Source organism: Sphingopyxis macrogoltabida, from assembly GCF_001314325.1.
Taxonomy (GTDB): domain Bacteria; phylum Pseudomonadota; class Alphaproteobacteria; order Sphingomonadales; family Sphingomonadaceae; genus Sphingopyxis; species Sphingopyxis macrogoltabida.
Window position 1 is genome coordinate 1312607 of sequence record NZ_CP009429.1, and the last position, 20296, is coordinate 1332902.

25 protein-coding genes are annotated in these 20296 nt (G+C 60.2%); 17 read left to right on the top strand and 8 right to left on the bottom strand.

The features are described 5' to 3' along the window. Positions 1-284: 284 nt before the first annotated feature. From LH19_RS28445 to LH19_RS06445, 6 genes are all read left to right on the top strand, one after another. Entirely contained in the window at positions 285-1145 is an 861-nt protein-coding gene (locus LH19_RS28445; protein WP_145923445.1) for a hypothetical protein, read from the top strand. A 105-nt stretch (positions 1146-1250) separates the two neighbouring features. Then, positions 1251-1490, top strand: a complete 240-nt coding sequence (locus LH19_RS28450) for a helix-turn-helix transcriptional regulator (protein ID WP_145923444.1) — start codon at positions 1251-1253, stop codon at positions 1488-1490. Further along, positions 1487-1858, top strand: a complete 372-nt coding sequence (locus LH19_RS28455) for a hypothetical protein (RefSeq protein WP_145923443.1) — start codon at positions 1487-1489, stop codon at positions 1856-1858. Before LH19_RS28450 ends, LH19_RS28455 begins: the two co-directional genes overlap by 4 nt. A 16-nt stretch (positions 1859-1874) precedes the next feature. Continuing rightward, entirely contained in the window at positions 1875-3089 is a 1215-nt protein-coding gene (locus LH19_RS06435; protein ID WP_006954973.1) for an IS256-like element ISSpma2 family transposase, read from the top strand. A 2-nt stretch (positions 3090-3091) separates the two neighbouring features. Beyond that, entirely contained in the window at positions 3092-3559 is a 468-nt protein-coding gene (locus LH19_RS06440; protein WP_054726028.1) for a hypothetical protein, read from the top strand. Between the two features lie 3 nt (positions 3560-3562). Next, positions 3563-3817 (top strand): hypothetical protein, encoded by a 255-nt coding sequence (locus tag LH19_RS06445; protein ID WP_054726030.1) that lies wholly within the window; start codon positions 3563-3565, stop codon positions 3815-3817. 96 nt (positions 3818-3913) lie between these two features. On the opposite strand, the gene LH19_RS28460 is transcribed toward LH19_RS06445, so the two are convergent. After that, a complete protein-coding gene (locus tag LH19_RS28460) occupies positions 3914-4138 on the bottom strand; it encodes a hypothetical protein (RefSeq protein ID WP_145923442.1) in 225 nt (74 codons plus the stop codon). A 408-nt stretch (positions 4139-4546) separates the two neighbouring features. On the opposite strand from LH19_RS28460, the gene LH19_RS29830 reads away from it, so the two are divergent. Further along, a complete protein-coding gene (locus tag LH19_RS29830) occupies positions 4547-5083 on the top strand; it encodes a hypothetical protein (protein WP_407696711.1) in 537 nt (178 codons plus the stop codon). Positions 5084-5097: 14 nt separating this feature from the next. Here LH19_RS29830 and LH19_RS06455 read toward each other — a convergent pair whose 3' ends face one another. The 4 genes from LH19_RS06455 to LH19_RS06470 form a co-directional block, all read right to left on the bottom strand. Continuing rightward, a complete protein-coding gene (locus tag LH19_RS06455; RefSeq protein ID WP_054726037.1) occupies positions 5098-5301 on the bottom strand; it encodes a hypothetical protein in 204 nt (67 codons plus the stop codon). An 81-nt stretch (positions 5302-5382) separates the two neighbouring features. After that, positions 5383-5622, bottom strand: a complete 240-nt coding sequence (locus LH19_RS06460) for a hypothetical protein (protein ID WP_054726039.1) — start codon at positions 5620-5622, stop codon at positions 5383-5385. A gap of 1 nt (position 5623) precedes the next feature. After that, complete coding sequence (locus tag LH19_RS06465) at positions 5624-6058, bottom strand: hypothetical protein (protein ID WP_054726044.1); 435 nt, start codon at positions 6056-6058, stop codon at positions 5624-5626. Between the two features lie 37 nt (positions 6059-6095). Next, a complete protein-coding gene (locus tag LH19_RS06470) occupies positions 6096-6464 on the bottom strand; it encodes a hypothetical protein (protein ID WP_054726047.1) in 369 nt (122 codons plus the stop codon). A 427-nt stretch (positions 6465-6891) separates the two neighbouring features. Between LH19_RS06470 and LH19_RS06480 the strand changes: the two genes are divergently transcribed. Next, a protein-coding gene (locus LH19_RS06480; protein WP_145923318.1) for an IS3-like element ISSpma3 family transposase occupies positions 6892-8063 on the top strand; the annotation gives its coding sequence in 2 pieces (ribosomal slippage) (positions 6892-7144 and positions 7144-8063; 1173 coding nt in all). On the opposite strand, the gene LH19_RS27830 is transcribed toward LH19_RS06480, so the two are convergent. After that, positions 8035-8352, bottom strand: a complete 318-nt coding sequence (locus LH19_RS27830; protein ID WP_082395471.1) for a response regulator transcription factor — start codon at positions 8350-8352, stop codon at positions 8035-8037. The genes LH19_RS06480 and LH19_RS27830 overlap by 29 nt on opposite strands. Before the next feature lie 437 nt (positions 8353-8789). Here LH19_RS27830 and LH19_RS06485 point away from each other — a divergent pair, with 437 nt between their 5' ends. Then, a complete protein-coding gene (locus LH19_RS06485; protein ID WP_145923441.1) occupies positions 8790-9272 on the top strand; it encodes a T6SS immunity protein Tdi1 domain-containing protein in 483 nt (160 codons plus the stop codon). Between the two features lie 124 nt (positions 9273-9396). Here the strand turns inward: LH19_RS06485 and LH19_RS06490 are convergent, their stop codons facing one another. After that, positions 9397-9708, bottom strand: coding sequence for a hypothetical protein (locus LH19_RS06490; protein WP_054726053.1), 312 nt, complete (start codon positions 9706-9708; stop codon positions 9397-9399). Between the two features lie 94 nt (positions 9709-9802). On the opposite strand from LH19_RS06490, the gene LH19_RS06495 reads away from it, so the two are divergent. The 3 genes from LH19_RS06495 to LH19_RS27840 all read left to right on the top strand — a co-directional run bounded on the left by LH19_RS06495 (position 9803) and on the right by LH19_RS27840 (position 11232). Then, positions 9803-10111, top strand: a complete 309-nt coding sequence (locus tag LH19_RS06495; RefSeq protein ID WP_054726055.1) for a hypothetical protein — start codon at positions 9803-9805, stop codon at positions 10109-10111. Position 10112: 1 nt separating this feature from the next. After that, positions 10113-10406 (top strand): hypothetical protein, encoded by a 294-nt coding sequence (locus LH19_RS06500; RefSeq protein ID WP_054726058.1) that lies wholly within the window; start codon positions 10113-10115, stop codon positions 10404-10406. Positions 10407-10959: 553 nt separating this feature from the next. Then, positions 10960-11232, top strand: a complete 273-nt coding sequence (locus tag LH19_RS27840; protein WP_082396258.1) for an excalibur calcium-binding domain-containing protein — start codon at positions 10960-10962, stop codon at positions 11230-11232. Between the two features lie 234 nt (positions 11233-11466). Here the strand turns inward: LH19_RS27840 and LH19_RS28465 are convergent, their stop codons facing one another. Next, positions 11467-11709, bottom strand: coding sequence for a hypothetical protein (locus LH19_RS28465; RefSeq protein WP_145923440.1), 243 nt, complete (start codon positions 11707-11709; stop codon positions 11467-11469). Positions 11710-11744: 35 nt separating this feature from the next. Between LH19_RS28465 and LH19_RS06510 the strand changes: the two genes are divergently transcribed. From LH19_RS06510 to LH19_RS06530, 5 genes are all read left to right on the top strand, one after another. Continuing rightward, a complete protein-coding gene (locus LH19_RS06510) occupies positions 11745-15695 on the top strand; it encodes a peptidoglycan DD-metalloendopeptidase family protein (RefSeq protein WP_054726065.1) in 3951 nt (1316 codons plus the stop codon). A 1008-nt stretch (positions 15696-16703) separates the two neighbouring features. Next, positions 16704-16877: a DUF1328 domain-containing protein gene (locus LH19_RS27845; protein WP_082395475.1), complete on the top strand. Its 174-nt coding sequence runs from the start codon at positions 16704-16706 to the stop codon at positions 16875-16877. 313 nt (positions 16878-17190) lie between these two features. Further along, on the top strand, positions 17191-17820 hold the full coding sequence (locus tag LH19_RS06520; protein ID WP_054726070.1) for an EF-hand domain-containing protein: 630 nt from the start codon (positions 17191-17193) through the stop codon (positions 17818-17820). 134 nt (positions 17821-17954) lie between these two features. Next, positions 17955-18689: a response regulator gene (locus LH19_RS06525; RefSeq protein WP_054726073.1), complete on the top strand. Its 735-nt coding sequence runs from the start codon at positions 17955-17957 to the stop codon at positions 18687-18689. Then, a complete protein-coding gene (locus LH19_RS06530; RefSeq protein ID WP_054726076.1) occupies positions 18686-20029 on the top strand; it encodes a sensor histidine kinase in 1344 nt (447 codons plus the stop codon). Before LH19_RS06525 ends, LH19_RS06530 begins: the two co-directional genes overlap by 4 nt. The last annotated feature ends 267 nt before the right edge of the window (positions 20030-20296 follow it).

Sequence of the window (20296 nt, forward strand, 5' to 3'; positions counted from 1 at the left end):
TGCGCGCAAGCGCGTGGACGAAATCGATCAGCAGTGGGTCGGGGGAGGTAGTGGCGTTCATGGAGGTGGTTCCGTCAGACGGTGAAATCCGCCTGTGAGGAGGCGTTCACCGCGATGTCGGTAGAACCCGAACAGTGTTTTGAACGCGAAGATTCTACCGCTGCGTTGGTCCGGACTAGGCTTCCGAAATCGGCGCCTTGCGGTTCGTGTTAATCGAAATTTGGGGCTGTTCCTTGCGCCGTGGTAATCTCTGTTAGTCCTCTTAGCTGCTTATAGGTTTGTCCATGACATCCATGCCCAACGAAGAAATAACCGAGAACGTGCTACGCGAGTTCATACGATACTCGATTGCGCCGTGGCCCTATCTTGCGAAAAAGTTAGATCAAAGAAATTTACGGGAACACTGGCGATTTGAGGCGCAATCGGTTGTTAACGGCAAACGGTTTGGTGAAAGCCGGAAATGGAAAGATCGGCGCACTGAATTATATCAGAACCTGATCAAACGTGTCGTGAACGACATAAGTCGGTATCGGAGTTGGAGCCCTTCCCGGACAGACTGGATTAGTCTCTGGGTGGCTTCGTCTGGTCAGGTGAGCTTCAATTACAAGCCGAAAGCCCGGCGGCCTAAAGCAGAGGCGGACCATGTCCGTGATAAGTGGTACAATCATTATCTAGAGACCATTGATGAAGAGACCGGCAGGCCGCACTCCACGCGGCAAGCGGCACGAAAGGCTGCGAATCGTATCAATCGAATGATTGGTGCAGGGGTTTATCCCGCAGAATACGCCCTGAAGCCGGAATCATTAAAAGCAGGGGCTTGCGAGCGAAAACGAGCAATCCGAAGCCGAGAAATTGCTGAAGCCAATTCACAGGCCGACAAGTACGTCGCCAAGGCTGAATGGTTTCGTGCGATGGCTGATAGGGCTAGCTCGGCTCGCGCAAAACATCTCCGGCGTGCTGCAGATAAGTGGGCGCAACACGCAGAAAATCTTCGCGGAAAGCCAGTTTTTGTCGAGGCCGAATGGTGGGAAATGCCGCCGGATCTGGATGAAGCGCTCCGCTTGCAAGAGGCCTTGGAAGGTTTTTCACAGCGCTTCGCTATTGCAGTAGCATCTTGCGAGATGATGTCCGAACCAAGCGAGTGACGCGGTAGAATCTTTTGTGTGGGCGCTCCTTAGCCCTCCTACCGCTGTTTCTGAGAAAACTTCGTCAGTCGCCGGAATCACCCGTCGACTGATGAGGAAAATGGAATGACCATCAGTTCCAAACCGTGGTTAGGCATTTCGCCCACCGGGCCGCTTTTAAGGGCTAAAGATGCTGCGGAATACGTGGCCTGCTCAAAGGCACATTTTTTTACTCAGATCGAGAAAGGGATACTGCCACCTCTGATTCACATAGACCCGGAATGCAGGGCGCGAGGTGTTCCGAAGCCATGGCTCGATGCTGTGATCGCCGAACGCGCCGCGGCCACGCTGGATGCTTCGGCATGAGGGCCGAATTGGAGAAGGCGCGCGATGCATTCATCGCGGTGGAACAGGCTCAGTCGGAGATCGCCGATGCTCGTCGTATCCTCGCCGAACTGCAGCGCTCACATGCCCTCAGCCGTGAGGAACTGGAAGAATTGCGCAGCGAAAAGGAGCAGGATGACGCGGAGCGCCTGCTCGATGGTGACGAGGCAGTGCCCTTGAGCCCTAAGCGTGACACGAAGATCGCCGAGGTTAGCGTCCGCGCTCGTGGTGTAATTTCCGGTGTAGGCGATGGTGTATTCCGGGGTGGGGCATGCCCCACCCCGGAATGCGGCGTCGCTGGTGGCCACCGGGTTCATCGTTATGGTGGAGTTTGCACACTTCAACCGTGACGAAGAGGAGTTCCCGATGACCGAGGACAGATTACTGATCGAAGAGCTTGCTGCGAAGGGCGGCCAACCGGATTTTTTGCGCACCATCGCCGAGAACGTGCTGCAGCTGATCATGGAGGCCGACGTTGATGGCCTGATCGGCGCGGGTCGCCACGAACGCAGCAGCGAGCGCGCGACCTGGCGCAACGGCTATCGCGACCGTTCGCTGGATACCCGGGTAGGCACGCTGAACCTGAAAATCCCCAAGCTGCGTGCTGGGTCCTACTTTCCGGGCTTCCTTGAGCCCCGCAAGATGGTCGAGAAAGCGCTGGTTGCGGTGATCCAGGAAGCGTGGATCGGCGGGGTCAGCACCCGGCGGGTCGATGAACTCGTCCAGGCCATGGGCATGACCGGCATCTCCAAGTCCACCGTCTCCAAGCTTTGCAAGGACATTGACGAGCGCGTCCATGCCTTTCTGAAACGCCCGCTCACCGGCGAATGGCCGTATCTCTGGCTCGATGCCACCTATCTCAAGGTACGCGAAGGCGGGCGGATCATCAGCGTTGCCGCAATAATCGCCATGGCCGTCAACACCGAGGGCCGGCGCGAGATCGTCGGCCTGCATATCGGCCCCTCGGAAGCGGAGGTCTTCTGGTCCGACTTCCTGAAGGACCTTGTTCGGCGCGGTCTTACCGGCGTGAAGCTGGTCATCTCCGATGCTCACGAGGGCCTCAAGGGCGCGATCACCCGCGTCATGGGCGCCACCTGGCAGCGCTGCCGGGTGCACTTCATGCGCAATGCCCTGTCCTATGTGCCCAAGGGCCAGAACACTGTCGTCGCCGCCGCGATCCGCCAGGTCTTCCTGCAGCCCGATCAGAAAAGCGCAACGCAGGTCTGGCGACAGGTCGCCGACCAGTTGCGCACCCGTTGGCCCAAGCTCGGCGCCTGCATGGACGAGGCCGAAACCGACGTGCTCGCCTACACCGGCTTTCCCACCCAGCACCGCACGAAGTTACACTCAACCAATCCGCTCGAGCGGCTCAACAAGGAGGTCAAGCGCCGCGCCGACGTCGTCGGAATCTTCCCGAACGAAGACAGCATCATCCGCCTCGTCGGGGCTGTGCTGATGGAGCAGAACGACGAGTGGCAGCTCCAGCACCGATACATGCAGATCGAAGGCATGGCCGAACTCAACCAACCCATGATCGAGGAGGAAAATCAGCCCCTACACATCACCGCCAAAGCCGCCTGACGATGGCCCACGGCCACAGCCGAAATTACACCACCTTGACGGACGCGACCATCGCCGAGCTTGAGGGCAAGATTCCGACTCTGCTTGCAGCTATGGAAATGCAGCGGCGTCGTATCGCAGATGTTGAGCGGGCAGCAATCAAGCCTCTGACGCCGCTCGCTGCCGCAGTTTTAGACCTGACAACGCAAATCCAGAACGAAGCTGTCGGGGAAGTCGAGGTGGCGTTGGCGGCGCTGGCGCCGGCTTTCGCCAAGCTTATCGCTGTCGACCAGATTCAGGCGGCAACGCTGGGCAAAGACTTCCCCGTACCTGCTGGCTCCGTTGTGCCTTTCAAAGGCTTCATGGTTGTTCAGGGAACAGCCAAAGGCATTCACGAGCGCTTTAGGCCTGCCGAACTCGAAGACCGGGCTTTGCTGGTCGCTGCCGACGCGATCTCGGCTCCGATCATCTCCCAAATCAAAGGAAAATGAACCATGGCAATCGTTGTTGCAGTGAACAAACTCGGTGTCAGCGATCCGGAATGCGAAATGCGCCATACCGGAACATACGACAAGCTCGGTAATCCAGTCCTTCGAAAATCCACTAACTGGCTCCCGCCCGGCGTCACGTTCGAAACCTCAACGTATTTCGACGATGAAGAAAAAGATCAGCTTCTCGACAGAGGCGCGATCCGGCTTCCGACGAAAGCTGAAATCGTCGCGTTCAATGAACAGCAGGAGGTCGAATAATGACCCGAAAAATGACGGCTGCCGAAGCAAGTCAGCACATCCGAGCCCTTCGCCTTCCGAAAGGCCGTATCGCCAACATCGATCCAGTGCTCGCCCTCAACAAGCACCTACTCGCCAATGGGCTAACAGCGTCGAGCGAACGCGGCCGCGCTGCCGAAATGCGTAGATTGTCTTTCCCATCGTTCGCGATCGGCGAACCATATACCAGCCGGGCCAGATGATGCGCAGGCGGGCACCATCGCGGGTGATCAAATATCCGAGGCGGGGGAAGGAAACCGCGATCTCGTGCCAGTCGAAGGTTTCAGGTTCGTCATCATCCATAGTGGGATGCTCATGCCGAAGCGACCCCCTTAAGCTCTGCCTGCTCCCGTGTCTCAATGACGTCAATGATCTTGCGCCAAACGGAAGCTCAAGAGGAACTATAGCACCCGGTTACCAGTGCCACCCAAGTCCGCTAATTCCGCGCCAGATATAGATGATCATTCCGAAAGCGATTGTCGCGACCACGAACCAAGTCCAGCCGGGATGCTCCGGCTCGTCGTCGCGTGGGTCAGGCCAAAGTCGGGGCATTTCGGTGCTGTGACCGCCAATCACTATCCGGTCAACACCCGCAACCCAGATACTGCCAGACTGGCGACGTTCACGGTCCACATTGGATAATTATTTTGCGGTAACCATATTCGAAATGGGGCATCATGCATCCGTGTTGGCAACGAAACGGGGGCGAAAATGGAGCAACACAATTCCGTAAGCGCGGGGGCTGATGCCTTTCTACACCAGCGGCTTTCTTGGATCGAAGGCGAACTGCAGAGACTAATGTCGTTGCAGAACAATCAGTCGCCGCAGGAGCCTCAGCCAGCGCCAGATAAATTTCCGCCGCAGAGATTATTCAATCCGGAGGTCCTGGCGCGTCCACCCGCACAATCCTTTGCTGCGGGTCGGGCGAAAATGGTTCGTAAACTGATACACAAACGGCGCCGACGTGAACGTCATTTTGACGCCGAAATATTCGCCGATCCGGCGTGGGACATGCTGTTAGACCTCTACGCCGCTCATTACGAGCGGCAGCGGGTCTCGGTATCGAGCCTTTGCATTGCCGCAGCAGTCCCGGCGACGACGGCGCTACGATGGATCAAGACAATGTGCGACACCGGCAAGTTTCTGCGCGAGTGCGATCCGCATGACGGGCGCCGGATTTTTATCAGCCTGAGCGAGGAAACCCGGCTGAAAATGGACGCATATTTCGAAGATTGCGCGGAGGATTGAACCGCCCTCCGTTGTCAATTCATGAAGCGCTTGGTCCAGAGCGCGATGACCTCGTTGTCGTCGGTGGGCTCGCCCAGTCGCTTGTTGAGGATTTCGATAGCCGAGTTCAGTTCGATCGTGGCGATATCCTCGCCCAGTCGATCGAGCTCCGCGAGATCGGCTAATAGCCGATCTCTGATCGCGCGGATTGCCGCTTCATTTTTGTCCTTGCCTGCCATGCAACCCCCCGGCGCGCGTGCCCGCTCTCACAGGGCGCGCAGCGCTTAGCAGACTAATTGCTGCGCGGAAATGGCAAAGCGTCAATTGAAGGCCGCGGGGTCGAATGGAAACCGCATTTTCAGGCACAGGTGCCCATCGACAACTTGGGCCTCGATCCTCTTATCCTCAACCAGCAGGGTTGCGACGCGGACGATCGTTGTCGCCGGCAGGCCCGTTGCGTCGGCGATATCTTCCAATAGGGCCTTTCCGCTGTTGACCGCGCAATAGACGGCGTGGAGCTTCCAAAACACGGCCATTGGCCGGGGCTCATAGTTTTCCATGTCAGAGGTCTTCTCTGTGTCGGTTGTGTCGATGATGGAAAATCGCGGCCAGCAGGATGATGAGTATCTGGGGATATGACCAGAAGCCTTGGGCGGCCGAATAGACATCATAGAAGATGTCCGCAGCGATCAAGCGCATTGCGTGCGTAATGCACACCACCATCTGCAGGCTCGCGATTGTGGTCGGCCAATGACGTCGGCTGACGAAGGCGCGGTTCAGAAACACGACCAATGCCGCCAAGTCGATGGCGATGATGATCGGATTTGCTTCGGTCCAATAGTCGCCCGACAATATGACCGTGGCGAGCGTCGAAGCCGACAACAGGAAGACCGTGACGATCGAAATCCGGGTTTCACGATCGCCGATCCATAGCACCGCCACGGTCACCGTGATCAGCAAGCCGACGTAAAGATATCCCCAGATCGCAGGTGTCATATTGGCGGTAGTCTACCTTCGATCCGGGGAGATTTTATCAGGCCGCCAGCGGCACCTGGTCGTCGACCTGGTCGTCGTTGAGTCCCGTCGGGCGCACAATCTTGGATGCATCGCCCCCGGCGGTAATCTTGATATTGCGCAAGCCTACGCCGGGCTTGATGTTGTTTGCCAGCTCGTTGTGCAAGTGGATCATGCCTTGCCGACACTGCAGGAGGCCGAAGAGGGAGGTTTCGAGGTGCGCGAAAGCGACTTCCCCGGATACTGGCGACAGCTTCACCGCGGCCTGCGCCTGAGGCAGGCTGCTGGTGAGGACGCCGACGGCGATCAGTGCCTGATCGATTGCCGATTCAGCGTTGGCCAGCTTTTTGGCGATATCGGTTGCGACTTCGAGACGGTCCTTCAGCATATGGTTTCCCCCGGCCCGCATGTGTGGGCCAAATCAAGGAGTTTTGAACATTTCCGACAGGCCGATTAGTGCATTGAAGAAGACGCCAGCGCCGATAAGAATGATCGCGGCAGTGGCGAGAACGTCGATGATTATCTGACCGGTCGAGCGATTGTTCGCACCCCCCAAGAATGCGGCATACGGTCGCGATTCCCGAAGCCAAGACTTCCCACCTCCGGAATCTGATCGACCCGGTCGAGATGCTTGTTTTTGCTCGGATGCGGCGAGACCGTTGCCTCCTCTCGCCGCCGCTTGCTTGTCGTCGCAAGTGTCGGTCGGAGCTAGGTCCGGTGATTGGGATACCAAATTGGTATGGTCGCTCGTGACGTGACCCCCTGATTTTCCTCCAACAGTGATTAGAGTCCGGCCTTGAAGGAAGGACGGACAGATGAAGCGTTTGAGGTTTTCGGAAGAGCAGATCATCGGGGTATTGAAGGAAGCGGAGGCGGGCGCGAAGACCGGCGAGCTGGCGCGGCGACACGGGGTGTCGGAAGCAACGATCTACAACTGGAAGGCCAAGTATGGCGGCCTGGAGGTGTCCGAGGCGAAGCGGCTGCGCTCGCTCGAGGACGAGAACGCGAAGCTGAAGCGGCTGCTTGCGGACTCGATGCTCGACAATGCGGCGCTGAAGGATCTTCTCACAAAAAAATGGTGACGCCCGCCGTTCAGCGGGAAGCGGTCGCCCATCTCCAGGCTTGCCATGGGATGAGCGAGCGGCGGGCGTGCCGTGTCACAGGGGCCGATCGGAAGAGCATGCGCTACCGGTCGCAGCGTGGTGACGATGCCGAGGTTCGGGAGAAGCTGCGCGAGCTGGCGCAGCAGCGTCGCCGGTTCGGTTATCGACGCCTGCATATCCTGCTGCGCCGGGAGGGCGTGATGATCAACAGGAAGAAGACTCAGCGCCTGTATCGGGAGGAAGGACTGATGGTCCGACGAAGACGTAACCGGCGCCGGGCGATCGGTGCTCGGGCGCCCGCACCGGTGCTGGCGCTACCGAACCAGCGGTGGAGCCTCGACTTCGTGCATGATCAGATGGCGTCAGGCCGGCGGTTCCGGGTGCTCAACATCGTCGACGACGTGACGCGGGAGTGCCTGCGCGCGGTGCCCGACACGTCGATCTCCGGGCGCCGGGTCGTGCGCGAGCTCAGCGATCTGATCGAGGAACGCGGCAGGCCGGGGATGATCGTCAGCGACAACGGGACCGAGCTGACATCGAACGCGGTGCTCGCATGGTGCGGTGAGGTCGGCGTCGAGTGGCATTATATCGCACCCGGCAAGCCGATGCAGAACGGCTATGTCGAGAGCTTCAATGGCCGGATGCGTGATGAGCTTCTGAACGAGACGCTGTTCCTCGACCTCGACCATGCCCGCACAGTGATCGCGGCCTGGGCCGAAGATTACAACCAGTCGCGGCCGCACTCGGCACTTGGATATGAGACACCGGCGGCGTTCGCCGCCGAACTGCATAAGCAATGGCCTGCGCAGCTACGCCCTTCGGGCTCCGCTGCGCAGGCCATTGCTTACACCGCGCTCATGCGCAACAAAGCTGCTGGGCTCTAATCCCGGCTGGTGGAAACCAGGGGGTCACGTCACTCGTCACGGTAACATCGTGGCCAAGCGTTTCACTTTCGATGAAAATCAACGCAGCCATGTCACGCGAAGCGGCATCGAGTTTCCTCATTGCCGACTTAATTCTCGCATCCACCGTGTGTGGAGAGATGCCGAGAATCGCCGCAATTTCCTTAGATCCTTTGCGTTGAACTACCAATTCAAGGCATTCGCGCTCGCGAGGAGTGATTCGAGAAATTCGAGCAAATGGGTCATTTTTATCTGTTTGTTTTTGAACCATTATGCATGAATGCTCCCGAAGAGCCTTATGATGCCCCTTTTGGAAGCGCTCAATCAAGCTTTGGTTTCGGCGAGATTAAGGAAAGTGTGAGATCGGCGCCGGTGACGTTAATTTATGTTAATCCTTAGGTTCGTTTCTGGGGCATCTGGATTAGCGTTGCCAACCAAAAACCCCGCCAGACACGAGGCCGGGCGGGGTCAGGAGCGGATCGTCGAGAAGACTGCTAACAGCGATCCGGCTCGGTGCTTTGGAGGAGCGACCGGGTAACGTGCGATGTCGGGTTCGGTTGCTGTAAAAATTCCCGCCGGAGAGACGTTTGCCCGGCGGGGATTAGTTTAGCCCAGCGCTCACGAGAATATCGGTTGGCGGCAGAATGACAGCAAACGACCGATTGCGGACGTTTGAGCTTGCGCTCTAGTGTGGCGATGGGAGACGAAATGACGGTCACTTTGAACGACATAGCCTTTCAGCTTGAGCAGTCTGTCGCACAAGCTGCGACGACGGAATGGTCATGGCTTGTGCCGGAGCCGTGGACACCTCTTGTCTGTTCTATGGTCGGCGGCGTGTTTTTCGAGAAGCCCAATGAGTCAATTCACTGGCTGGATACCGGAACGGGACTGGTCGAGCAGGTAGCGAAAAATCGTGTTGAATTTGAGGAGGTTATGAAAACCTCTCCCGCTCTGACCGACGAATGGTTTCTTCCCTCGTTGATCGAGCGGCTTCACGCAGCTGGCAAGAAACCGGGCGCCGGCGAGTGTTATGGCTTCTCCGTTTTACCCGTTTTTGCCGAGGGAAAATACGAGGTTGGCAATATGTTCGTTGTTCCAGTTTGGGAGCAGTTCGTCGGGATGGCTGACGTGCATCGCCAAATCAGCGAACTGCCAGAAGGGGCGTCGGTTCAGGTGAAAATCATCGATTAGGGGCAGTCCGCTTTCCACCCCATTTGCGTCGTCGGCCGCGATCACGATGCGATGGCAGCAGTCGACCGGTTGCGGACATTCACCAGTTTTGTTTTGGTCAGCGCCTTGGCGGAATGATGCCAGCCTATTCCATAATCTTTGCGATCAGCAGCATCTCGGCGCAACGCTGCCAAGGGTTGCTAGCAACCGGCGGCCTTAATGGTGGGCGACGACCCGCCTCCGCTGCTGCACCAAAGAGTAAGTCTGAGATCGTCCCCACTTCCCATCCGAGCGGTCCCGCCGCGTATTTATACTGTTCGGGGTCTGCATCGACCAATGCGCGATCGGCCTCGAAGTCGACTGCTAGAGCGTGAAGGAAGGTGCCGAAGGTCGCTTCGTCCTGCACATCGTCAAGCAGAGCTTCTAGATCTGCGGGGGCAGCTATTTCGCTATTCAATTTCCATGTCTTTCGGTGCCGAATCCTTGGATGAGCTACCACCCTGAACGCCGCAGCGTCGGATATACGCGCCCGTTTGTACGAGGATTGAGCCGTGATCGCGATCTATGGCCAAGATAAATTGACGGCAGACGCCCGCACGGCCGCGCTTGCCGCTGCTGCGGAAACTCTTTCAAGCCGGGGCGTGTCAGCAGACGCCGCTATGAAGGCAGCCAGCGTTGACCTGTTGCTTGCGGAGGGCATAGAGCCCGGCGAGCGCACCGATGATCATTATAGAGAGCATGGCGCCTCTCTGACCGCGCTCGATGCCTATCATGCCGCCAGAGCAGCGGCTGAGGCTGAAATTGCCCGCCTCGATCCCGACAATGCGGCATTCCGCGTTATGTTCATCGCGGACGCCTGACATGGTGTATCGCAAGGGCGAGCGCCCGGTCGAAAAGCAGGTGGTCGACTATTCGCCGGATCATCCGGTCGCCAGCGCCATCGCAGACGGAGATCATTGGTTGGACGCTTGGCTCGGGCAGATGTGCACGCCATGGGAAGCGATCACGCGCAAGACCGGCATTTCGCGCGAGCGCATTGAGGAATTGAACGACGACGCTGAGCCGACGTCGGACGAGATCGAGAAGCTGGCCGCTCTATGGTGGGTTACGCCGGAAGGGCTGCGAACGTCGATCGATCAGGCTAATGGTACCTGATGATCATCGCACTATTGCTTGCCGCCACCGTGGTTCCCGCCGGCCAGTCATTTGATTGTACCCCAACCGCCGTCTGGGACGGCGATGGCCCGATCTGGTGCGCAGAGGGACCGCACATTCGCCTGTCGGGTATAGCTGCGCGGGAAATGGATGGAACGTGCAGTCCCGGCCACCCGTGCCCGAATGCTGACGCTCGCGCGGCGCGCGATCACCTCGCCCGACTAATAGGAACGCCGACGGGAAATCTGCGAACCGGGCACGTCACGGTCGCCCGCCCCACTCTGCGATGCAGATCTGCGGGCGGCGCTGGCGCTAATCGGACCGCAGCGTTCTGTACCTCACCAAAATCGGGCGACATTTCCTGTGCGATGGTTCGGGACGGTTACGCCGCGAAATGGGACCGGTATTGGCAGGGTCACAAGTGCCCGTAATACGCAGCCCCTGATTCGACTCTTTGCATCGACCATGGCAGTTTGCGCACATGGGGAAGAGGGGCAATAGCAACATCGGCACAATTGCCGTCGTCGCGCTGGTAGCGTTCGCGTTCGGCAGAATGTCGGGCAGCGATGCCGAGCCTCCATCCGGCGCACCGCAAGCGTTCGTCAGTTCCGTTCAAGCCGATGTGCAGGACACCTGGGCCTACGAAGCGCCGGAAGCGAACGCGTCAACATCGCCAGCGTCCGATAGGCCTCAAACCGCGTTCGGCTCCAAACCATTCCGAAACTGCTCCCATGCCCGTGCCGCTGGCGCCGCACCGGTTTATGCTGGCGATCCGGGATATGGACCGCACCTCGACCGCGACCGTGACGGCGTAGGCTGTGAATGACCGATATCTAGCACGGCGTATCTGAATCGGTAGAACGATCCAACCTCTCCGTGGATATCCCGGCGGTAGAATCTTTTATCGCCGCCAGTCGTACTCTTCCTACCGCAATCCAACTGAAAACCTCCGTCTCAAGGTAGCATTGGCTGCCGCCAGTCGAGGTTTCAAATGGCCCAATGCCTGTCGCTTGAACAAGTTCGCTTCATTGCCGCAACAGTAGCGCCCTACTTCGGCCCGCTAATCGACCACGCTGCCGATGGCCCACCTATTGAGGAGCCGCGCGACATTATCGTTCGCGCGGCAGCCGCAATCGAGCGGAATAATAGCTTGATGGAGATGATTGTCCTCGAAGCGGGCGGCCAATCTGAAGGCAATTCTTGGGCCACCAAATTTCGCGCGCTTGGCATATGTCAGGCGACCTTGGCGTCCCATACTGCGGAGCTGGTCGCAGAGGTAGTAATCGATGAGTTGAGTCGCCACGCCAGTTCCCTCTGCGATCCAGATGGTAAGCTACCGTGACCACTCGCACTCAAACTGATGTTTCGCTCGTAATCCGCGCCCGCGACGAAGCCAGTCGCGCGGTCACCGCAATCGACGATGCGCTCCGCGGTCTTTTCGACACTCAGAAACAGGTTGCGAGCGGCGCCACGTCTGTGTCGTCGGGTTTCAGGAAAGTCATCACGACGCTGGCCGGGCTCGACAAGGCCTATGCGCGCGCGAACGCCGCCACCGATGCCAGTACTGCGGCGACGGAGCGTCAACTAAGCGCGTTCTCTCGCAATCAGGATGCTCTGGCGTCCTATCGTAAGCAGCTTGATGCCGCGAAGGCCTCGCAGCAGCGGTTCAATGACACGATCGGCCCGAAGACCGAAGCCTCGCAGCAGCGCTACGCACTGGTCGGACAAGAGATCAAATCGCTGGAAGGGAATATTAAATCCCTCGAACGCGAACTCACGAAACAGGAATCGCAGTTTCAGCGCTCCGCGTCATCGTTGCGCGAAGTGGCGCGCGACCAGAAACTGGCCGGCGCGGTAACGACGTTCGCGGCGCAGGAGGCGAAGGAATACGCGCGTGCGCTCGATGAACAGGCGGCAGCGGCGCAGCGGGCAGCCGCCGCGGCAGCGTTGCAGGCGAATGTGGCTCGCTCGACGGATAGTCGGGGCTATAAATCGGCCGCTGCGTCGGCGAGTGTATTCCAGTCGATGGGTCCGACCAGCTTCGAGGCCGGGGAGGCACGCGCCGCCCAAGCCGAGTTGAACGCGCTCGCGTCGGCCGGCGCTCGCTTGCGCGGTGCAATGAATCCGCTCGCGGCGATCCAGGACAAGCTGAACCGCGAACTAGCTGAATTGCCGCGCGTGGCGAAGGCGGCGAAATTCAGTGCCGAGGAACTGGCCGCTGCAGAAAAACTGCTGCGGATGGAAGCCGATCGTGCCGCGCAAGCTATCGGACGCCAGGGCGCCAGTAGCGGGAAACCGACGCTGTTCGGTCTGAAGCCATACGAGATGACCAATCTCGGCTACCAGATCAACGACGTAGTGACGCAACTCGCCTCGGGCACATCGCTGGTTCAGACGATGGCTCAGCAGGGCGGCCAGATCCTGCAGTTGTTCCCGCGTGCGGGTTCGGCGATCGTTGCTGCGTTGAGTAATCCGCTGGTTCTGGGATTCGCCGCGACGATCGGTGTCATCGTTGCCGGCATCAAAGAAGTCGGGAATGAAGCGGAACGCATTCGGCAGTTCGGTGGCATCCTCGGTCTCAACGCGGATGGCGGCGATTACAACGCGCAGGCACTGAACGATGCGTCTGAGGCGCTGGATCGCTATGGCATGTCCGCCGAGGACGCCGTGGCGACCGTGAAACTGTTCGTCAAGGAAGGCGTGAATCCGGCGGCGATCGAAGAGTTCGGGCGCGCGGCACTCGACCTCGCCGACATCATGGGCGTCGATCTGAAGGACGCCGCGGAACAGGTGGCGACCGCGTTCACCGGCGGTTATACCCAGATCAAGGAATTGGACGACGCCTACAATTTCCTGACTGCGACGCAGCGGGAGCACATCCGCACTCTGTTCGAAGAGGGACGGGCCAGCGAGGCGCGGACTCAGGCCTTTGAGATTTTCTCCGGTAAGGTTGAAGAGACGGCCGATGCGATGCGCGGGCCGTGGGCAGCCGCCGTTCGCGAACTCAGCGGAGCCTGGCGCGAATTCATCGATTGGGTTTCAAACACCGCCCCAATCGCTGCCGCCGGTCGCGCGCTGGAAGGGCTCGGGAAAAAGGTCCGTGAACTCCTGAAGACTCTCCGCGAAGGGGATCGTGGCCGGCTCTTGCGAGAAAACGCATTGCTGGAACGCGATATCGCGGATGCCAACAAGACGCTTCGCGATAACCCCGGAAACATGATCGCCAAACTGGCACGCGATGCGTCGCAGAGGCAGCTTGATCTGAATCTCCGCGAACTCGCGAAGATCGATGCCGCCGAAAGCAAAATCACGGATACAGTCGCCAAACAGGCCGAGGCCCGCCGGAAGTCAACCGAAGGATTGAAGCGGGAAACTGCTGCCGGAAAAGAGAACAAGTCCGCCGCCGAGGCCGAGGCAGAGGCCCGTCGGAAGGCGACCGAATTTATTTCGAAGAATTTCAAACTCGCAGATGAGGCGTCGAAGCAGGCGTACATCGACCAGGAGGTGACGAAGGCTCGCGAAGCCGCTGAAAAGCGCATCACCGGGGAAAAGAAGAAGCAGGCGGACGAAACCGAGCGGCAGCGCAAGGAAGCCGAACGCCTCGCGAAACAGACGGCTTTCATCAATCCGGTGGACGGCCGCATTTCGTCCGGCTTCGGCATGCGGAAGAATCCGGTCACGGGCAAGCAGTCGATGCACAACGGCACCGACTTCGCGGTTCCGACCGGGACCGCGGTGAAGGCGCCCGGCCCCGGCACGATTACGCTGATCGCCGAAGACGCGACCAACGGTAAATACGTTGTGATCGACCACGGCGGCGGTGTCGTCTCGAAGATGCTCCACCTGAGCGACAATGCCCTGTTGCAGCAGGGTGATTTCGTTCGCCAGGGCGACGTGGTCGGCAAGTCGGGCAACACGGGCCGCTCGACCGGCGCGCATCTACATTGGCAGATCACCGTCAACGGGAAGCCGGTCGACTCGCAGAAGGGCATGTTCGCACTCGACGGCGCGCAGCGGTTTGCAATCAATCCCGGTGACTCGGTCGACGACTTCGAGAAACTGACCGACCAGCGCAACGAAAAGGCCGAAGAATTCCTCCGCAAGATGCGGGAGGAGAATGCGGAACGCGCCGTCGCGACGATCGCGTTGCGCGAACAGGTCGGGTTGCAGGGCGACGCGCTTCTGGCTGCACAGCGTCAGCAGGCCATGGCTCAGGCCGAAGCGGATCTGCGCGAGAAATTCGCCCGCTTCAATGAGGGCCTGAAGCCCGGTCAGGTGTCGTTGGAACTCACCCAGGACATGGTGGACGAAGTCCGCGAACTGGCCGGCGCGTATCATGACGCAGCGAATGCACGCGATCGATTCCAGAATGCCCGCACCACGGTGGATCGCCCCGTCGAGGAACTGTCGTCGCTCCGCGATCAACTGGAGCAGCGTGTCGCCTTCTATCAGGAGCGCGGACAGACCGGACTCGCGAACCAGCTACAGCCACAACTAGATGCCGTGATCGCGAAGTTGCAGGCGGCCCGCGACGAGGCAATCGCATTCTATCAGGCGCTCACGCCCGGCAGCGAGCAGTTTCCCGGCACCCGCGAGGAACTGGATCTCATTATCCAGCGCCTGCAACTCGCCGGCGAGCAGTCCCAGAACCTCGGCTATTACATGGGAATCGCCGGGCAGCAGATCGCCCAGACGTTTGCTAATACCGCGACGTCTGCCATCGATCGCTTCTCGCAGTCGGTAGCCGAGGGGCGCAATGTCTTCGGTTCGCTGCTGGATGCTTTCCGGCAGTTCGCGGCCGAATTCCTGCGTCAGATCGCGCAGATGATCATCCAGCAAACGGTATTCAATCTTGTGTCAGGCATACTGGCCGGGATGGGCGGCGGGGCTTCAGGTGGAGGGAGCGGCGGTAGCCTTGGGGTGGGATTGCCGGGGATTAAGCTGCACAGTGGTGGCGTCGTTGGTCAGCATGGCACCCCGATCACCGGAAATCCGGCATGGTACGTGAATGCAGTTCGCTACCACACTGGTGGCTTCGCCGGCCTGAAGCCAAACGAAATCCCCGCCATCTTGGAACGCGGTGAAGAAATCCTGACCCGCGGTGACCCGCGCCACGCGCTGAATGGCGGCGGGGCAGGGGAGCCGCCAGTGGTGAACATCCGTAATATCAACATTAATGACTCTGTCGATCAGCTCGACCAGGCGCTGAACGGCGGATCGAAGGGGGACAGAGTCATGTTGAATTGGATTAGGGGAAATTCGGGGGCGGTGAAAGCAGCGATAGGCTGAAGGCACCACAGCAGTTTATATGGCACGATGGGCGGCACACTAACTGCCTATGCCCGCGCCTTCAGTCTGGGATAAATCGTTTCTGAATTGCTTCCCTACGAGCGATCATCCGCTGACTTGGCTCGCCGCCTTTCGCGATGATCTTAAGGTCCTCTATTACCGTTAACGTGTTGCTGCTAGCCGAACTTTGGGTGACTTCCATCGATCGGTGGTGCGGACCCTTTGAGCGCGCTTTCTGTTGCCGTGACGCGACAATGACGTCGAACTGTTCCCTGGTTACCAACATCGTTCGCCCTAACCGATAGCAGGCGCCTAGTTTGTTGGCCCATTCCCGAAAAGACCGCTCCGAGACCTCACAATCATGATCGGCAAGTATGCGAACCCAGTGTGCTGGCGTGAAACCCTCGTCTAGAATTCTTGATCCTGTTGATGCCCGGCTTGGCATTTGCGCTTCATCGGTCATGCGTGATCCTCTCTGCGGTAGATGTGCCGAAGCAAAATGCAATGATCAGGTATTAATGGGGAAGTCAATATAGATATAACAAAATGTACGAGAAGAATTCAAATTAAACCGCTTCTAGTTTAATATTAAACTTTCGGTTTATTGGCTTCTCGTTGAAGTTTATTATCGCGACAGGGAAGCGTTCTATTGGTATCCTGTTCGCAGATGGCTCTACGTGCAGCCCTCCCTCCATATTCGTTTGAAGTCTGGGCAATTCGATTCCCTCCTAAACCTTCGTTTTTGCCAAGGTATGATCCGGTTCGATTCCCGCTACCCGCTCCAGGTCCTTCTTCCGAACTTTCTCTTGCCGGTTCGATGTCACGCGGTGTTCGATCTGCGTAGCGCAGGAACTTTCGACGCCGCCCGACGTTACCCTAGCGCACTCGATATATGGGAAAACGAGGATCGGTCACCGGCCGCATTTCCTTCCGAAAGGGCGCGATCGTGCCGCTTCGGATGCCGGACTGTTGCGTCCCTCGCTCCCGCACGATGGAAGGATATCTGAAATGTTCAAATGGGCTTTGATCTTCGCCGTGATCGCACTGGTTGCTGCAGTGCTCGGCTTCGGCGGCGTCGCGGGCGCGGCGGCCGGGATTGCCAAGATCCTGTTCTTCGTCGGCCTTGCCCTTGTCGTGCTGTTCCTGATCCTCGGATCGGCCGCGGCGAAAAAAATCACATAAGTTCGGGACGCGACGGAACCAAACAGGTTGCCGAGGCGTTTCACTTACCTATCGGATCGAAAGAGAAGGTAGAATTTGGTTCCTGTCTTCGGACGGAACCTAGGGAGCCCCGCCGCAGAAATGCGACGGGGCTTACTCGTTTCTGCGTCCGAAGCGATCGACCCGCTTGCAGGCCGATGAACGAGGCGTCCGTTTTGCGACAATCTGCGACAATTTTTCGTCCACACGGCAACGGCTTGGGACAAATGGCACCTAGAACGGCGTCATCGGGACAAATTCTCCCCTGAATGTCCCCTGACAAGGAGTTCGTTACGTGAAAAAGATCACTCTTTTTACCTTGGGCGCCGCGTTGATCGCCGTGCCCGCGCTCGCTGCCCCGGGCGGCAAGATGGGCGATGCCGATGGCAATGGCGTGCTGACCCGCGCCGAGGTGCAGGCCAATGCCGTGCAGCGGTTTGCCAAGATGGATGCCAACAAGGACGGCAAGATCGACGCGACCGACCACGCCGCGCGCCGCGCCGAAATGCAGGCGAAGCGCTTTGCCGCGCTCGACGCCAATTCGGACGGCAGCGTCAGCAAGGCCGAATGGGACCAGCATGGTGCCGATCGCGCCGCGAAACGCGCCGAGCGCAAGGAAAAGCGCGCGGCTGCCGGTGAAGCCGGCGAAGGCCAGCGCGACGGCATGCGCGGCCATCACGGCAAGCGCGGCGGACACGGAATGCGTGGCGGTCGCGGCGGCTGGATGAAGGCCGATGCGAATGGCGACAAGGCGATCACGCAGGCCGAGTTCGAGACCGCGGCGCTCGCGCGTTTCGACCGCCTCGACGCGAACAAGGATGGTCAGGTGACCGCCGAGGAACGTCAGGCGCAGCGCGAAGCGTGGAAGGCCAAGGCCGCCGAATGGCGCGCGAAGCGCGGCGCGGCTGCCCCGACCACCGACTGAGCCATTTGGCAGGGGCGGGCGGTCGACGGACAGGCCATCCCCCTCCCGGCATTGCCTTTGCCGCCGGTCCCTGCCAGCTATCGCCCACCGGTCCCTGGCGACCGGTGGGCGAACTACCATGTGACGGACGATAGATGACCGATAGCGACACGCCGCGCATTCTGCTGATCGACGACGAACCGTCGATCCGCGAGCCGTTGGGCGAATATCTGGAAACGCAGGGCTTTGCGGTGACCGATGCGGCGAGCGCTGCCGAGGCGCGGTCGGTGCTTCGCGCGCAGTCGGTCGACCTTGTCGTCAGCGACATCATGATGCCGGGCGAGGATGGGCTGTCGCTGACCCGCCACCTTCGCGAAACGAGCAGCATTCCGGTCATCCTGCTGACCGCGCGCGCCGAGGATACCGAGCGCATCATCGGGCTGGAGATCGGCGCCGACGATTATGTGGTCAAACCTTTCAACCCGCGCGAGCTGGTCGCGCGCATCCGCACTGTGCTGCGCCGGACCCAGCAGGGGGGGCGCGCGCTCGACCCGGGCGGGACGAGCTTTGCCTTCGGGCCGTGGGTGCTGCGCGAGGTCGAACGCGTGCTGGTCGATAGCGAAGGGCAGGAGGTCGCACTGTCGTCGGGCGAATATCATCTCCTCCACGCGCTGGTTCGCCATCCGCGCCAGGTGATGAGCCGCGACCGGTTGCTCGACCTCGTCCGCGGGCGTGAAGCCGATATCTTCGACCGTGCCATCGACAATCTGATCAGCCGCCTGCGCAAGAAGATCGAGGAAAATCCCGCGCACCCGCAACTCGTCAAGACCGTCTGGGGCGGCGGCTACACCCTCGCCTGCGAGGTCAAGCGGCTGGGGCCTGCGGCATGAAACTCCGCCTGTGGCCGCGCAGCCTGATCGGGCAATTGTTCGTCGCCGTCGCGCTGATGCTGTTCGTGGCGCAGGCGATCAACTTTACCCTGCTCGCGCGCGGGCAGCGGCAGCAGGTGCTGGCGCACGGCGGCGGCATGGCGGTCGGCCGGATCATCGATGCGATCGAACGTGATCGGCGCGGCGATTTCGGCCCCGGCCATGACGAAGACCGCATGCGCCGCGAGCGGATCCCGAAGCTGGTGATTTCGGACCGGCCGCCGCCGGTGCCCGCCGGGGCGGTGCGGATGCCCGATCTCGCCGACTATGTCACGGACCTGCTGAACGAAGCCGATCTGAAGGCCGAAGCGATCGACGCGTGGGTGCTGCCGCAGCGCCCGCGCGCGATGCGGCCCGATTTCCCCGCCCGCACCGTCATCGTGTCGGCCAAGGTCGACGGTCGCTATTTTGCCGTGCGCAGCCGCATTCAGGCGGGCGGGAACCGCCTGCAGGGCTTCCTCGTCTGGCAGACGCTGACGCTTTACCTGCTGCTGCTCGTGCCCATCATGCTGATCGCGTGGCGCGCGGCGCGGCCGCTGCGCGACCTGACGCGCGCGGTGCGTTCGAACCCGGCGCTCCGCGATACGACGCCGCTCGAGGAAGAGGGGCCGTCGGACGTGCGCGACCTGATCGGTGCGTTCAACGCCTATCGCGCCCGGATCGCGACGATGCTGTCCGACAAGGACCGGATGCTCGGCGCGGTCGGCCATGACCTGCGGACCCCGCTTGCCAGCCTGCGCGTTCGCGTCGAGCAGGTCGAGGACGAACGGCTGCGCGACAAGATGATCGCGTCGATCGAGGAAATGACCGCGATGCTCGCCGACATCTTGGCGCTTGCGCGGTCGGGTGCGGGGACGGAGGTGCAGGAGCGCCTCGACGCGGCCGCCCTGGCCCGGGAACTCGCCGCCGACTATGGCGAACAGGGCAAGGATGTCGGCGTTGGCGAACTCGCGGAGGCCGCGGTCATGGCGCGTCCGATGCTGCTCAGGCGCGCGCTGCGCAATTTGATCGACAATGCGCTCGCCTATGGCGTGCGGGCGCGGCTGTCGGTGGCGGCGATCGACGGGCAAGTGCGGCTGGTCGTATCGGATGACGGCCCCGGGTTGAGCGGGGAACAAATCCGGACGCTGGTCGAGCCATTCGCGCGCGGCGAGCAGTCGCGCAACCGCGCGACCGGCGGCGCGGGGCTGGGGCTGTCGATTGCCCGCGACATCGCCGAGGGCGAGGGCGGAACGCTGACGCTCGCCAATCGCGATAGCGGCGGGCTCGATGCGGTGATTGTGCTGTTGACAGCGCCCTAGCGGCTGGCTTCCGCGGGGTCTTCCAGCACCGGTTACGAATATCGACTTCGGGGCGGGCAGCGGACGTTGCTTACTCACCTTCGTCATCCCGGGCATGATCCGGGATCCATAGCCGCGCCGTCGTCGTGGACCCCGGATCAAGTCCGGAGTGACAATAATCATTAGGTTCGCAACCGGTCGGGAGCAGCCCGAACCGTACCACTTAGCGCGTGGATTTTGTTGACTCCCGCTTTCCTTCCGACAAAAGTCCCTATAGGATATAGTATA

What these genes read in the sequence shown, in the direction of transcription:
- LH19_RS06435 (WP_006954973.1), top strand. Translation starts at nt 1,875, where the DNA reads ATGACCGAGGACAGATTACTGATCGAAGAGCTTGCTGCGAAGGGCGGC.
- LH19_RS27830 (WP_082395471.1), bottom strand. Translation starts at nt 8,352, where the DNA reads ATGGTTCAAAAACAAACAGATAAAAATGACCCATTTGCTCGAATTTCT.
- LH19_RS06530 (WP_054726076.1), top strand. Translation starts at nt 18,686, where the DNA reads ATGAAACTCCGCCTGTGGCCGCGCAGCCTGATCGGGCAATTGTTCGTC.
- LH19_RS27840 (WP_082396258.1), top strand. Translation starts at nt 10,960, where the DNA reads ATGTCGGGCAGCGATGCCGAGCCTCCATCCGGCGCACCGCAAGCGTTC.
- LH19_RS06460 (WP_054726039.1), bottom strand. Translation starts at nt 5,622, where the DNA reads ATGGAAAACTATGAGCCCCGGCCAATGGCCGTGTTTTGGAAGCTCCAC.
- LH19_RS06445 (WP_054726030.1), top strand. Translation starts at nt 3,563, where the DNA reads ATGGCAATCGTTGTTGCAGTGAACAAACTCGGTGTCAGCGATCCGGAA.
- LH19_RS28450 (WP_145923444.1), top strand. Translation starts at nt 1,251, where the DNA reads ATGACCATCAGTTCCAAACCGTGGTTAGGCATTTCGCCCACCGGGCCG.
- LH19_RS06455 (WP_054726037.1), bottom strand. Translation starts at nt 5,301, where the DNA reads ATGGCAGGCAAGGACAAAAATGAAGCGGCAATCCGCGCGATCAGAGAT.
- LH19_RS28455 (WP_145923443.1), top strand. Translation starts at nt 1,487, where the DNA reads ATGAGGGCCGAATTGGAGAAGGCGCGCGATGCATTCATCGCGGTGGAA.
- LH19_RS06470 (WP_054726047.1), bottom strand. Translation starts at nt 6,464, where the DNA reads ATGCTGAAGGACCGTCTCGAAGTCGCAACCGATATCGCCAAAAAGCTG.
- LH19_RS28445 (WP_145923445.1), top strand. Translation starts at nt 285, where the DNA reads ATGACATCCATGCCCAACGAAGAAATAACCGAGAACGTGCTACGCGAG.
- LH19_RS27845 (WP_082395475.1), top strand. Translation starts at nt 16,704, where the DNA reads ATGTTCAAATGGGCTTTGATCTTCGCCGTGATCGCACTGGTTGCTGCA.
- LH19_RS06525 (WP_054726073.1), top strand. Translation starts at nt 17,955, where the DNA reads ATGACCGATAGCGACACGCCGCGCATTCTGCTGATCGACGACGAACCG.
- LH19_RS06440 (WP_054726028.1), top strand. Translation starts at nt 3,092, where the DNA reads ATGGCCCACGGCCACAGCCGAAATTACACCACCTTGACGGACGCGACC.
- LH19_RS29830 (WP_407696711.1), top strand. Translation starts at nt 4,547, where the DNA reads ATGGAGCAACACAATTCCGTAAGCGCGGGGGCTGATGCCTTTCTACAC.
- LH19_RS28460 (WP_145923442.1), bottom strand. Translation starts at nt 4,138, where the DNA reads ATGGATGATGACGAACCTGAAACCTTCGACTGGCACGAGATCGCGGTT.
- LH19_RS06500 (WP_054726058.1), top strand. Translation starts at nt 10,113, where the DNA reads ATGGTGTATCGCAAGGGCGAGCGCCCGGTCGAAAAGCAGGTGGTCGAC.
- LH19_RS06465 (WP_054726044.1), bottom strand. Translation starts at nt 6,058, where the DNA reads ATGACACCTGCGATCTGGGGATATCTTTACGTCGGCTTGCTGATCACG.
- LH19_RS06485 (WP_145923441.1), top strand. Translation starts at nt 8,790, where the DNA reads ATGACGGTCACTTTGAACGACATAGCCTTTCAGCTTGAGCAGTCTGTC.